Annotated in this window: 10 protein-coding genes and 1 riboswitch; of the genes, 7 read left to right on the forward strand and 3 right to left on the reverse strand. The window is 60.0% G+C overall.

Annotated elements, in window-relative coordinates:
- Window positions 1-76 precede the first annotated feature (76 nt).
- The gene (locus tag HYPMC_RS10735) at window positions 77-1,288 is read left to right on the forward strand and encodes an extensin family protein (RefSeq protein WP_013947954.1); all 1,212 of its coding nucleotides are present in this window, start codon (window positions 77-79) and stop codon (window positions 1,286-1,288) included.
- A 21-nt stretch (window positions 1,289-1,309) separates the two neighbouring features.
- Here HYPMC_RS10735 and HYPMC_RS10740 read toward each other — a convergent pair whose 3' ends face one another.
- The 3 genes from HYPMC_RS10740 to HYPMC_RS10750 form a co-directional block, all read right to left on the reverse strand.
- Window positions 1,310-3,817: a tetratricopeptide repeat protein gene (locus HYPMC_RS10740; protein WP_013947955.1), complete on the reverse strand. Its 2,508-nt coding sequence runs from the start codon at window positions 3,815-3,817 to the stop codon at window positions 1,310-1,312.
- A 102-nt stretch (window positions 3,818-3,919) separates the two neighbouring features.
- The gene (locus HYPMC_RS10745; protein ID WP_013947956.1) at window positions 3,920-7,090 is read right to left on the reverse strand and encodes an efflux RND transporter permease subunit; all 3,171 of its coding nucleotides are present in this window, start codon (window positions 7,088-7,090) and stop codon (window positions 3,920-3,922) included.
- Between the two features lie 15 nt (window positions 7,091-7,105).
- The gene (locus HYPMC_RS10750) at window positions 7,106-8,296 is read right to left on the reverse strand and encodes an efflux RND transporter periplasmic adaptor subunit (protein ID WP_013947957.1); all 1,191 of its coding nucleotides are present in this window, start codon (window positions 8,294-8,296) and stop codon (window positions 7,106-7,108) included.
- A gap of 258 nt (window positions 8,297-8,554) precedes the next feature.
- Between HYPMC_RS10750 and HYPMC_RS10755 the strand changes: the two genes are divergently transcribed.
- The 6 genes from HYPMC_RS10755 (at window position 8,555) to HYPMC_RS10780 (ending at window position 13,824) form a co-directional block, all read left to right on the forward strand.
- Window positions 8,555-9,193, forward strand: a complete 639-nt coding sequence (locus HYPMC_RS10755; protein ID WP_013947958.1) for a TetR/AcrR family transcriptional regulator — start codon at window positions 8,555-8,557, stop codon at window positions 9,191-9,193.
- 133 nt (window positions 9,194-9,326) lie between these two features.
- A riboswitch (guanidine-I (ykkC/yxkD leader) is annotated at window positions 9,327-9,434 on the forward strand.
- 200 nt (window positions 9,435-9,634) lie between these two features.
- Window positions 9,635-10,645 carry a putative urea ABC transporter substrate-binding protein gene (locus tag HYPMC_RS10760; protein WP_244421041.1) on the forward strand — a complete coding sequence of 337 codons (1,011 nt, stop codon included), beginning with the start codon at window positions 9,635-9,637 and terminating at the stop codon, window positions 10,643-10,645.
- Window positions 10,646-10,690: 45 nt separating this feature from the next.
- Complete coding sequence (locus HYPMC_RS10765; RefSeq protein WP_013947960.1) at window positions 10,691-11,509, forward strand: ABC transporter permease; 819 nt, start codon at window positions 10,691-10,693, stop codon at window positions 11,507-11,509.
- Entirely contained in the window at window positions 11,506-12,342 is an 837-nt protein-coding gene (locus HYPMC_RS10770; protein ID WP_013947961.1) for an ABC transporter ATP-binding protein, read from the forward strand. Before HYPMC_RS10765 ends, HYPMC_RS10770 begins: the two co-directional genes overlap by 4 nt.
- A gap of 103 nt (window positions 12,343-12,445) precedes the next feature.
- Window positions 12,446-13,177 (forward strand): urea amidolyase associated protein UAAP1, encoded by a 732-nt coding sequence (locus HYPMC_RS10775; RefSeq protein ID WP_013947962.1) that lies wholly within the window; start codon window positions 12,446-12,448, stop codon window positions 13,175-13,177.
- Window positions 13,177-13,824 (forward strand): urea amidolyase associated protein UAAP2, encoded by a 648-nt coding sequence (locus HYPMC_RS10780; protein WP_013947963.1) that lies wholly within the window; start codon window positions 13,177-13,179, stop codon window positions 13,822-13,824. The genes HYPMC_RS10775 and HYPMC_RS10780 overlap by 1 nt, the downstream gene beginning before the upstream one ends.
- Window positions 13,825-13,828 lie beyond the last annotated feature (4 nt).

Consider the following 13,828-nt stretch of genomic DNA (forward strand, 5'->3'; position numbering starts at 1 on the left):
CAAATTTTAGGGCTATCGAACTTAAGCATTCAAAGCGCATCAGACCCGTCGGGAGCTTCAGCGAATAGGATCCGTCTTGAGCAGGCAACAGGAACTGTTAGCTCTGGCCTTGGCGTTTCGTTCCAAGGCTGCCGTCAAGGCAGATGAACTTGCGGTTCGCTCATCTGTTCTGCTCACGCGCATCGTCTTCTTCGGCCTGCTGCTGCTGCCCTTCTTCGAACCCAACAGCTTCTACATTGTTCGCGCCGGACGGCTGAGTTCGCCGCCTGCACTTGAGTTGCATGCGCGAGTCGATATTCCGCCGATTATTCCCTCATCACCGAAGGCGCCGACGCTTCAAGCCGACAGCCCGCCTGCCGACAAAAAGGCCGACGCGGCGCCGACGGACAAAGCGGCGGATGCGGCCGGACCGAATTTGCCGGCGTTATCGAATGCAGGCCAGACAGTTCCGACGCTGCCCGCCCAGAGCGAGGCCTCGGCGAAACCGGTGCCGCCAGGCAAACAGAGCGCGCCCGATTGGACCGAGACCGAGATCGCGTCGGCGAAGCAGGATTGTACGCGGCTGCTCGGCAAAATCACCGTCGTCAGCGAAGAATTGCCGCCGGTCCGCGAAGGTATTTGCGGCGCGCCGGCTCCATATCTTCTGAAGGCGGTCGGTGAGAGCAAGGTCAGAATTGAGCCCGCAGCAACGCTCAACTGCCAGATGATCGCCGGGCTCAACTCGTGGGTCACCGACAAGCTCGAGCCCGCCGCGAAAAAAAACTTCGGTTCATCGATTGTGCGCGTCATTGCGGGGGCCTACTCGTGCCGCAACCGCTACGGGCTTGCGCGTGCGCCCATCAGCGAGCATGCCCTGATGAATGCCATTGACGTCTCGGCCTTCGTTCTAGCGGACGGCAAGGTCATCCGCATTTCGAAGGACTGGGGCCCGACGGAAGAGGAACTGAAACGGGCGCAAAAGGCGAGCGATGCCGCAGCGCCCGCCGAGAAGGCAAAGTTCCAGGTCGCCGCGTCCAAGCTCGGCGCGCACGACATCGCCAAGAAGAACGATGAAAAAGACAAGAGCGACGAGAAACCCAAAGCCGATCCGAAAGCGAAGGCGAAATCTCCGGAAGAGCTAAAGGCGGAGCAGGAAAAGCAGGCCATGTCGGCCTTCCTGCACCAAGCGCACGATGGCGCCTGCAATATTTTCGATACCGTGCTCGGGCCTGACACGAACGAAGCTCACCGCGATCACCTTCACCTCGACATGAAGGAACGCAAGCGGCATCTGACACTGTGCGAATAGACGCGCTGCTTCAGCTTAGCTCTATTCCGCTGGAATCTTGATCGGAGATGGCGCGATATCCGTCGCCTCGGTCTCGATCACGGTGAAAGGACGTGGCGCGTCACCCGCGCGCTTGATGTCGAGCATCATCTCGAACGATCTTTCGAGATTGCGCGTATATCGCGCGGGATCGAAAAGCGGTGCGCTTTCTCTATTCGCCGCGAGCTTCTGTCGGATCGCGCCAAGCTTCGTTTTGTTCTGAGCCAATTCCAGCGCCAGGTCGCTGTAATCGGCGAGATTGGTCGTAATCAGTTCGGGCAACTCTATTGCCGACAGCAGACTGGCGGCGACGCGGCCCGCAAATGTGTCGCCGAGACACGTCAGGACCGGCAAACCGGCCCACAGTGCGTCTGTCGTCGTCGTATGGGCGTTACAGGGCAGCGCATCGAGGAAAAGATCGGCAAAGCGATGACGCGCGAGATGCTCGGCGATCGGCATGCGCTTGGCAAAAACGAGCCGGGATGGATCGACGCCCCTCGCCTCAGCCTCGCGGCGCAAATTCTCGGCGCACGTCGTATTCGGCACGAGCAACCATAGGACCGATCCCGGCACCTTTTGCAGCAACGGCATCCAGACGTCGAACATCGTCGCGTTGAGTTTGTAGCTATTGTTAAAGGAGCAGAACACGAACGCGTCTTCCGGCAATCCGAAATCGGCGCGAGACATCGGCGCGTCGGAGATTAGGCGCTGGCGATCATTCGGCTGATAACTGTGCGGCAGATGGACGATCTGTTCCGTGTAGAATTCCTGAGCACCCATCGGCGCGACCATCGCGTCGGCGATGAGGTAGTCGATGAACCCGGCGCCCATTGTGCCTGGATAGCCCAGGTAGTTCACCTGGATCGGTGCCGCGCGATAGGCGAAAATCTCGCTGCGCGCGTCTCGCGTATATCCTTTGAGATCGACAAGTATGTCGATGGCGTCATCATGGATGGACTGCGCCACGTCACGATTGCGCATCGTCCCGATTTTCTTCAGATGCTCGAACGACCGCAACAAGCGCTGGCGTGTGGCACTGTTGTCTTCGGGACTGTGGCAATAGCCAAAGATCTCGAAGCGGCTGCGATCGAGCCGCTCCAGCACCTCGGCGAAAAGCATCGCGGTTGCGTGCTCGAAGAAATCGCAGGAGACAAATCCGACGCGGATGCGCTGCCCGGCCCCGAGGCGGCTGCGATAAGAAGTAAACCGCGAAGACGGCGGAACGTCGAATGTCCTGGTATAACTCTGTGCCGCCTTGAGTTGATCGGCGGGGCTCGCGCGCAATGCGATCAGCTGGAAGGGCGCAATGCTGACGTTTCTCGTCCGGAAGATTTCGAGGCAGACGCGCTCTTCTTCATCGACGCCATCCCAATCGCAAATCAATCGCCGCAGATTTATGAATTCGAAGCGGTTGACGATGGCGTCCGGCGCGCATTCAAGGCATTTCTGGAATGCCGCACGCGCCTCATCGTAATTTTCGCGCTGCTTCTGGACGATCGCAAGGCTGTAGTACGCATTCGCCAGCTTCGGATCGAGCTTTATCGCGTGTTCCAGGGCCTGAACGGCACCGGCGTGCATGTTCATGCTGCTGAGAAGCATGCCAACACAAGCATATCCCTCTGCACGATTGGGGTCGATCGCGAGACCTGATTGATAACTCGCCAAGGCATCGTGGCGGTATCCCAGTCCTTCGTACGAGAGCGCCAGATTGAAATGATAATCGGCAACACCGGGGTTGGCGACGATGGCACGACGGCCGAGATCGGCTGCCTCCTCAAAGCGCCGATTTTCGCGCAGGTACGTGGCCAAGTGATCGAACTTCCTGGCGCGCTCCTGGGTAGAATCTGATTGGGCCTCGATTTCGGCGATGCGAGTCCCAGTCAAGCCGAGCATCGTCGAGAGACGCAGATCGAGAGTTTTTGCCTCATTGAGTTCCGGGTCCAACGCCAACGCTCGGTTGCAATAGGCCGTCGCGGATTCGATGTCGTTCGATTTGAAGTGAAGTTCACCGAGGCGCGCGAGAACGAGCGGCTGGTTCGGCTTTAAGTTGAGAGCATTGAGGTAAGCCGTCATGGCCTCAGCGTCGTTGTTGGCAACGCGCAAGAGATTGCCGAGAATAGCGTGACCATTTGCGTTCCCCGGCTGCAGAGCCAGACACTCACGGCAAGCCTCTATGGCCTCTTTCGAACGGCTCAGCTCGCCAAGGATGATTGCCAGGTTGAGCCACGCCTCGTGATAGTCGGGCTTGGCGGTGACGCTTTGGCGAATGAAATCGACCGCGCCTTCCAGATCGCGGCGCTGGAAGGCGATCAGGCCGAGATGGTGGAGGCTCGGCGGATGCTCAGGAACGAGCGAGAGCACACGACGATGAGCGATCTCCGATTCGTCGAGACGGCCCGCTTTCAAGGATTGTACTGCGTCGTGATAATGCCGGGCGACGTCGGCATTTCGACCGGACTGCGGTGCCGCTCGCGAAACTGCCTCTGCGCGCCGCCGCTCTCTTCTATTCATCGTCGCTGCCCGGTCCTCTCAGCCGCATAAAAAACGCCGGAGTCGAGTTTGACTCCGGCGTCATGTGCGAGGCTTGCACCGGTGAGGAACCGGCCGAGATTTTTATTCCGCCGGATGCGCGGGCGATTCGCTCTGCTCCGGCCGGCTGCGGCGCAAACTAGAGAGCCAACGACAGACGACGTAGAACACCGGCGTGAAGATCAAGCCGAAGAACGTCACGCCGATCATGCCCGAAAATACCGCCGTGCCGAGAGCCTGGCGCAACTCGGCGCCGGCGCCGACGGCCCAGACGAGCGGAACGACGCCGAGAATGAAGGCGAGCGACGTCATGATGATCGGCCGCATTCGGAGCCGTGCAGCTTCCGTCGCCGCCTCGAAGCGGTTTCTGCCCTGACCCTCAAGTTGCTCGGCAAACTCCACGATTAGAATCGCGTTCTTTGCCGCCAAACCTATGAGCACGATGAAGCCGACCTGGGTGAGGATGTTGTTGTCCATACCGCGGATGACGACGCCGGAGATCGACGCGATCAAGCTCATTGGCACGATCAAGATGACCGCCAGCGGCAGCGTCAGGCTTTCGAACTGCGCGGCCAGCACCAGGAACACGAACGCGACGCCGAGCGCGAAAGCGAACACCGCCGTATTGCCTGCACGGATCTGCTGGAAGGCGAGATCGGTCCATTCGTAACTGAAGCCGGGCGGCAGTGTTTCGTCAGCCATCTTCTCCATGATGCTGATCGCCTGGCCTTGCGAATAGCCGGGCGCGGCCGAACCATCGAGCTCGGCAGCCGGATAGAGGTTGTAGCGCGGAACACGCGACGGACCGGAAATGTCACTCACAGTCACGAACGATCCGAGCGGAACCGTATCGCCGTTGTTGTTGCGGACACGGATGTTCAGCGCATCCTGCGGGGTCAGGCGGAAAGCTCCGTCGGCCTGCGCAGTGACACGGAACGTGCGTCCCAGGATGTTGAAGTCGTTGACGTAGAGCGACCCCAGATAGGTCTGCAACGCCGAGAAGACGTCCGGAATATTGATGCCGAGCATCTCAGCCTTGACGCGGTCGATGTTGAGATAGAGCTGCGGCGTTGCCGTCTCGAACAGCGAGAAGACCTGCCGGACGCCCTGTGTCTGGGCAGCTTTGGCCATCATCGCATTGACGGCCTGCTGCAATGCCTGCGAGCCCGCGCCGCTGCGATCTTCGACCATCATACGGAAGCCGCCAGCGTTGCCGAGACCGCGAACAGGCGGCGGCGCAACGACCAGAACGAGACCTTCCTGAATCGCCGAAAACTTCTTCAGCAGTTCGGTGCGGATATTCGCCGCCGACATTTTGGGATCTTTGGCGCGCTCGGCGAAGTCTTTCAGCACCACGAAGACGGCGCCGGTGTTCGACGCGTTGACGCGTGTCGCACCGGAAAAGCCGACGAGGCTGACGCAATGGGCGACGCCGGGAATCTTCAGCGCCATGTCGACGATCCGCCGGTTCACCGCGTCAGTACGCTCGAGCGATGCGGCCGGAGGAAGCTGGACAACGGTGATCAGGTAGCCACCGTCCTGATCGGGAATGAAGCCGACCGGCGTCTTGCGGAACTCGTTCAGGCCAAACGCGATAAGACCCGCATAGATGACGAGCATGATCACCGCGAAGCGAACGGCGCGGCTAGCGAGCCAGCCGTACCCGTGCGAGAGCCTCTCGAAGCTCCAGTTGAACGCATTGAAGAACGCTCGGATCGGCCACGTGATGATGCTGTGGCGTTCGTGCTCGGCGTGCGGCTTCAACAGGAGGGCACAAAGCGCGGGCGAGAGTGTCAACGACACGATCAGCGAGATGACGGTCGCGCCCGCGATCGTCAGCGCGAACTGCCGATAGAACTGGCCAGAGATGCCAGTGATGAACGCCGACGGCACGAAGACAGCGCTCAGCACCAGGGCGATGGCGATCAACGCGGTGCCGACTTCTTCCATCGTCCGATACGCGGCTTCGCGTGGACTGAGCCCGTTCGACATGTTGCGTTCGACGTTCTCGACGACGACGATTGCGTCGTCGACGACGATACCAATGGCTAGCACGAGACCGAACAGCGACAGGTTGTTCAGCGAGAAGCCAAACAGCGCCATGAGGAAGAATGTACCGACAAGGGATATGGGGATCGCCACAATCGGGATGATCGCCGCACGCCACGTCTGCAGGAACAGCACGACCACGATCACAACGAGCACGATGGCTTCGAGGATCGTATGAACGACGGCATCGACCGACTGCTGAATAAAGTCGGTCGGATTATAGACGATCGTATACTTGAGGCCCGGCGGGAAATTCTTTGAAATTTCCTCCATCTCGTCTTTGATCTTCTTCGCCGTCTCGATGGCGTTCGAGCCGGGCAGCTGGAAGATGCCGAGACCGACAGCGGCCTGCTTATCGAGATAGGAGTTGATACCGTAGTCGAGACCCGCAAGCTCTACCCGCGCGACATCCTTCACGCGGACAACCGAATTCGATGTCTGCTTGACTATGATGTTTCCGAATTCTTTCGGATCGATCAGACGCCCGAGCGTCTGCACCGTAATCTGGAAAGCTCCCGGGTTCGGGAGCGGCGGCTGGTTCAACACGCCCGCCGCAACCTGAACATTTTGGCCGCGGAGCGCCGTCACGACGTCGTCGGCAGTCAAGCCGAGCGACTGCAGCCTGTCGGGATCGAGCCAGACGCGCATCGAATAATCGCGGCCGCCGAAAACCGTCACGGAACCGACGCCTTGAATTCGGGTCAACTGGTCGATGACGTTGACGTTGGCGTAGTTCGAAATGAAGAGCGTATCGCGCGAGTTGTCCGGAGACAGCAAATGCACGACCATCATCAGGTCGGGAGACGCCTTGGCGACCGTCACGCCGATGTTGCGCACGTCTGCCGGCAGACGCGGAAGCGCAATCTGCACGCGGTTCTGGACCTGAACCTGCGCGATATCGAGGTTCGTGCCGATATCGAACGTGATCGAAATCGAGAAACGGCCGTCATTCGTCGAGTTCGACGAAATAAACAGCATGTGCTCGACGCCGTTGATCTGCTGTTCGAGCGGTGTCGCGACCGTGGCCGCAACGATTTCGGCGCTGGCGCCCGGGTATTGCCCCGTCACGTTGACGACGGGCGGTGCAATTTCCGGATACTGCGCGATCGGCAGGCGGCTGACGGACACCGCGCCGATGATCACGAAAACGATCGAAACGACGGCCGCAAAGATGGGCCGGTCGATAAAGAAGTGCGAAAGACGCATGGAACGGTCCGTTCTCTAGTTGGTCCGGACCATTTGGTCCTTCGGGTTCGAAGCGTCAGCCGTCGCCTGTTGGGGCGTCACCTTCGAACCAGGCCGCACGCGCATCAGTCCGTTGACGATGATCGTGTCGTCGGCGGTCAGTCCGGCCGTAATGACACGCAAGCCATCAATCACCGGACCGAGGGTCACGTATTTGGGCTTCGCGACGTTGTTCTTGTCGACGGCCAACACAAACTTGCGAACCTGCTCGGTGCCGATGGCATCGTCGGGGACGAGGAGCGCCTCTTCGGGCGGATGGGAAGCGATGCGGATGCGACCAAACATGCCCGGCGTCAGGCGGCCATCGGCATTCTTGAAGACGGCGCGGCCGCGGATCGTGCCGGACGACGGGTTGATGGCGTTGTCGACGAAGTCGATGTGGCCGTGATGCACGAAATCCTTGTCGTTGATCAGCTTCAAGTCCGCATCGAGGCTCAAGCCGCGATCGACGCTGTCGGCGCGCTTGACCGAGGCGGCGTCGAGATAGCGGAGGTAAGACGCCTCATCCATCGTGAATTCGAAACGGATCGGATCGACGGAGACGATGGTCGCGAGCAAGGTCGTGTTGCCGCTCGTTCCACCAGTGACGAGGTTGCCGATGGACACGCGACGATCGCCAATGCGACCGGAGATCGGCGCAGTCAGCTCGGTGAACTCAAGATCCAGCGACGCTTGACGCGTCGAGGCTTCGGCGGCCGTCACGTTGGCTTGCGCGACGCGTTCGGCCTGCACCCGCTGATCGAGCGTCTGCTGCGTGATGACGGTTCCGACGGGCAGATTTTTGCCGCGCTCGAGATCGGCCTCGGCGAATGCCAAGTTGGCTTTTCCTTGCGCGATGGACGCTTGGGCCTGATCGAGCGCCGCCTGGAAGGGCCGACGGTCAATCGTAAAGAGCGGATCGCCGACTTTGACCATCTGGCCGTCGGTGAAATGGATCTTGTCGAGATAACCGGAGACGCGAGCGCGCACCTCGACATAATCGAGCGCGACGAAGCGGCCGACGTATTCGTCGTAGTCGGTCACGACCTTTTTGACCGGCTTAGCGACGGTGACCTGCGGCGGCGGAGGCGGCGCCGTCTGAGCTACGGACTTCTCCTCGCTGCACCCCGATATGGCTGCGGAAAGAAAGAGCAGAGCCGCGACGATGGGAGCGGATCGTTGGAACACGCTGTCTTTCTCCATCACGAAATTTTGCGTCAATGCATCAGCCGAGCGCTTCGGTAAACTCGTGGCATTGAACGTCAGATTCTACGGTGTCACGCACACGGGCGGGCTCACCAATATAATTTACTCGGACCCCACCCCATGGAGCGCAAGCGCTGAACAACCGAATGACAGGTCCAGGGAGTCGTGTTAGCGAGTCCCCGACGCAGTTACCGATCGGTAACACAGCTAACGACGGCTAACTTTTTCGTCAAGAGGGCGATGGGAACCACGCTGGACAAGGACGTGCGCAATTTCAGCGAGTTGCGCTCTGAAATTAGCGCGATCCTTGCCGGGAAGCCGCCGCGCGAGCGAATTTTGCTTGCGGCACGTGAGCTTTTCTATCGGTTCGGCGTGCACATCGTAGGCGTCGAAGCCATCGCCGAGACCGCCCTTACGAACAAAATGACGCTTTACCGGCACTTTCGTTCGAAGGACGAGCTTATCGTCGCCTACGTCGAGCAGCTGGCGGGAGAAAATGTCGAAATCTTGGACCGCCTGCTAGGCGAAGGCCTTGGTACGCCCGAACAAAAGCTCACCGCGTGGATCGATCACGTCGAAGACGTTCTATCCAACAAGAGTGAGCGTGGGTGTGCGCTCGCGAACGCCGCAGTGGAGCTCGATCCCGGACATCCGGCACGCGGGGTGATCGAAGCCTACAAGCGGCGGAAGCATGACCGGCTCGTCGAAGTTTTCCGCGCTGCACGCTATCGGGAGCCGGAACGGCTCGCAGACGAAGTCTTCCTGCTGTTCGAAGGCGCTCGCATCAGCCTGCAGTGCGGCGGCGCCGGACCGGCGTCGCGTCTCGTTGCCATGCTGCGCAGCCTTCTCGCCGCCAGCCAGCATGACGTTACAAGATAATCACCGATCGCCGACGGGATGCCCACGCAGTAGGCGCCGTGCTCAAGTCACTAGCAGAGTTCCGCGCAACACCTCGATAAAATCACGTATTTTCGACGAATATGAACTGGCACAGCTTGTGCACCTCAGCAGTGCATAACGCCTCTAGGGTTCCGGCTTTCCCAAGCGTCAGGTCCGAGAGAGGCTCTCCCGCCTCGCGAGCAGCGCGGCGGAGCCACGGCGGGATAAAAGCCCGGGAGACCTACACCGCGAGTTGCTTCGGCTCTCGAACGGACAGGCCTCCCTCTGTGCGCATTTTCCACGCGTATTCGAGGATCCCCGCCCGCTTCCTGAACCGGTGCCCTTGCGGTCTGATTTGAGTGATCAGCACAAGGACAGGGGTCAGCAATGCGCTATTCCGTCACGAAAATTCTGAAAGCTGTGTTTGGCGCCGCGGCCGTGATGGGGTTTGCCCTATCGCCGGCCAACGCCGCCGAGAAAAAAGACTTCAAGGTCGCCTGGTCGATTTATGTCGGCTGGATGCCGTGGGGATACGCGGCCGATTCTGGCATCGTGAAGAAGTGGGCCGACAAGTACGGCATCAACATCGAAGTGAAGCAGTTCAACGACTACGTTGAATCGATCAACCAATACACGGCCGGCTCTTTCGATGCCGTGACCGTTACGAACATGGACGCTCTTTCCATTCCGGCCGCAGGCGGCGTCGATACGACGGCCGTGATCGTGGGTGACTTCTCGAACGGCAACGACGCGATCATCCTGAAGAACAAGGACAAGCTCGCCGACATCAAGGGACAGAACGTCAATCTCGTCGAGTTCTCGGTTTCGCATTATCTGCTGGCCCGTGCACTGCCGACCGTCGGGCTCGCCGAGAAGGATCTGAAGGTCGTCAACACGTCCGACGCCGATATGGCAGCAGCTTACAAGACGCCCGACGTGACGGCGGTCGTGACGTGGAAGCCGATCGTCTCGACGATCCTGGAATCGCCTGACGCGCACAAGGTGTTCGACAGCTCGCAGATCCCCGGCGAGATCATCGACCTGATGGTCGTGAACACGAATGTCCTGAAGGACAATCCGAAATTCGCGAAGGCGCTCGTCGGCATCTGGTACGAGACGCTGGCCGCGATGAAGGACGGAACCACGGCGAAAGAAGCGATGGCAAAAGCTTCAGGCACCGATCTCAAGGGCTTCGATGAGCAGCTTGCCACGACGATGCTGTTCTCAGAACCGAAGGACGCCGTGGCCTTCACGACGGGAGAGCAACTCAAGAAGACGACGGAACTGGTTTCGAACTTCCTGTTCGAGAAGGCTCTGCTCGGCAAGGACGCGAAGTCGGCCGGCGCGATCGGCGTCGAATTTCCTGACAAGACCGTCTTCGGCGACAAGGGGAACGTGAAGTTCCGCTACGACGCATCGTTCATGAAAGAAGCGGAAGACGGCAAGCTCTAGGCTCGCACACTTTTCATCCCACAATAATCGCAGGAAGGCGGATGCATGCGCGCCATAAACTATCGTCCTGACAGAACGTGGCGGCTTGCGCTTGCCCTCCTGCCATTTGCACTTCTAATTCTGGCCTACATGATCGGATCAGGCATCCGACTGGCGGAAAACCCGAACGACAAGCTGCTGCCGAGCTTCTCGAAAATGGGCCAGGCCATCGATGACTATGCGCTGAAGCCCGATGCGCGCACCGGCGACTATCTTCTATGGGAAGACACGACCGCAAGTTTGACGCGGCTCGTTACGGGTCTTGCGATCTCAACGATCATAGCGCTGGTTCTCGGCATCGTGCTCGGCTTGCTGCCGGTCGCCGGCGCAACGTTCGGGCCGGTCATTGCCGTCTTATCGATGGTGCCGCCGCTCGCCTTGTTGCCTATTCTCTTTATCATCATGGGCCTTGGCGAAGCTTCGAAGATTACGCTCATCGTCGTCGGTACGTCGCTGAAGCTGATCCGCGACATCGCCTTGCGCGTCGAAGACATTCCGCGCGAACAGCTCATCAAGGCGCAGACGCTTGGCGCGTCGAGCATGCAGATCGCGCTGCGTGTGATCCTGCCGCAGACGCTGCCACGTCTGCTTGATTCCGTCCGTTTCGAGATTGGACCAGCGTGGCTGTTCCTGATCGCGGCGGAAGCGATCGCAGCGGATGCCGGCCTTGGCTATCGCATCTTCCTCGTGCGCCGCTATCTCTCGATGGATGTGATCCTGCCGTATGTCGCGTGGATCACCCTCCTCGCCTTCCTGATGGATCTTGGTTTGCGCATCCTGCAACGGAAGGCTTTCCCGTGGTTTGCGCAAGCGAGGGCTCAATGAGCGCAATTGTCTTCGATAAGGTCTGGAAGGAATACGGCGATCACGTCGTTCTGGAACAGATCGATCTCAGAATCGCGCCGCGTGCCTTCGTGGCGCTCGTCGGTCCGTCGGGCTGCGGCAAGACCACGTTTCTGCGCATGCTGCTCGGAGAAGAGAAGCCGACGCGCGGAAAAATTACGGTCGCTGGCCAACCTCTGAAGCCCGAGCCTGACGCAGATCGTGGTGTCGTGTTTCAGCGCTATTCGGTGTTCCCGCACCTGACAGTACTCGGCAATGTCGTCATCGGGCGGGAATTTGAGAAAAGCGGCGGCCTCGGCCGACTGTTCGGTTCGAAGCGCAGGCAGGCTGAAGAAGAGGCTCGCGAGTTGCTCAAGGCGGTCGGGCTTTCGGGAAACGAGAAGAAATATCCGGCGGCATTATCGGGCGGTATGCAGCAACGCTTGGCGCTCGCGCAGGCGCTGATGCGTCGGCCGAAGATCCTGCTGCTCGACGAGCCGTTCGGGGCGCTCGACCCCGGCATTCGCGCCGACATCCACGTCCTGATGCGCCGCATCTGGAATGAATCGGAGCTGACCGTCGTGATGGTCACGCACGATTTGCGCGAGGCCTTCGCGCTCGGCACGCGCATCATTGCCTTCGAACGTACGCGTGACCGTCCGGAAGAAGCCGAGCGCTATGGCGCGCGGCTGTCGGCCGACATCGCGCCGGGCATGAACGGCGTCGCGTTGCCCCAGGGCGCGACCATCACCAAGGACATCGATATTTGGCCGCCGAAAATCGCGGGGTCGCCCGCCATTCCGGCGGATGGCGGGCATTCGGAGTCGCGTTCGTAAGACGACATGCCTCCGCCAGGGACGACCCTGGCGGCTATGACCAACCCGGGACGGCCCGGACCGGCACGCAAAGAGTGGAGTGCTCTTGCGTTGGGAGTCGACGATGGGAAACCTGATCTACACCGATACGCTACCGGGCGGTAAGCACTGGTCGCTGCTTATGCGGCGCAATATGCGGCTGCGGCTGACAGACGTCGAAGGCGGCGCCAATATCGGCATGCTGTTCTACAATCCGCAAAACCTTCTGGAGCGCTACAACGCGCCCGATACGCTCAAATGTCAGCACACGTTCAAGTTGACGACGGGTCATTGCCTCTACTCCGACATGGGGCGCATCTTTTGCTCGATCGTCAGCGACACGTTTGGCTGGCACGACACGGTCTCGGGCAACACGACGAAGGCCACCGTCACGCGCAAGTGGGGCGAGAAGAGCTATCAGGCCGCGCGCAACGACTGGCAGCAGAATGGCCACGACAGTTTCCTCGTCGAAGGTGCGAAATACGGCCTGACGCGGCGCGATCTCGCGGCGAACGTCAACTGGTTCAGCAAAGTCGTCGTCGCGGATAGTGGTGCGATGTCGCTCGATTCCGCTGCGGCGAAGGCCGGTTCGCAGGTCGAGCTGCGTTTCGAGATGGAAACGCTGGTGCTGTTCCACACCTGCCCACATCCGTTCAATCCTGCCAACAGCTATCCGCGCAAAGCCGTGGGATTTGAAATTTTCGAAGGGCCGCCCGCCGCTGAGGATGATCCAGCGTGCCTCTCGCGCCCCGAGAACGGCCGCGGTTTTGAGAACAACCGGATCTTTCTCGCCGGCTGCTGCGAGGAGGCACACTGATGATTAAAGAAAGCACATTCCGCGATACCGACGCGATCTATCGGCGGATCGTCCCGGCGGGCGATTACTGGATGCACGTCGTCCGTGAGGGTGAGACGTTTCGCATTCTCGATCTCGAAGGCAACCAGGCCGCCGATACACTGTTTTTCAATGCCGACAATCCCGGCGAGCGTTACTCGGCGTCGGACACGATCCGTGAGCAGGGCAACATCTATCTGACGGCGGGAACGGTTCTGCTGTCGGACCTCTGCCGGCCGATGCTGACGATCACGGCCGATACCGTTGGCCGCCATGATACACTCGGCGGGGCGTGCGCAACCGAGAGCAACACAGTCCGCTATGCGCTCGAAAAGAAGTCGATGCATGCTTGCCGCGACAGCTACATGCTGGCGATCGCGGAGAACGAGCAGTACGGACTTTCGAAGCGCGACATCGGCCACAACATCAACTTCTTTATGAACGTTCCCGTGACGCCCGATGGCGGTCTGACGTTCGAAGACGGGCTGTCGGCGCCCGGCAAGTATGTCGAGATGACGGCGCACATGAACGTCATCGTGCTGATCTCGAACTGCCCGCAGCTCAACAATCCGTGCAACGCCTACAATCCGACGCCGATTGAAGTGCTCGTCTGGGCGAAGGGGGCGTAACGCA

It is taken from the genome of Hyphomicrobium sp. MC1, assembly GCF_000253295.1.
In the GTDB taxonomy this organism is placed as follows: domain Bacteria; phylum Pseudomonadota; class Alphaproteobacteria; order Rhizobiales; family Hyphomicrobiaceae; genus Hyphomicrobium_B.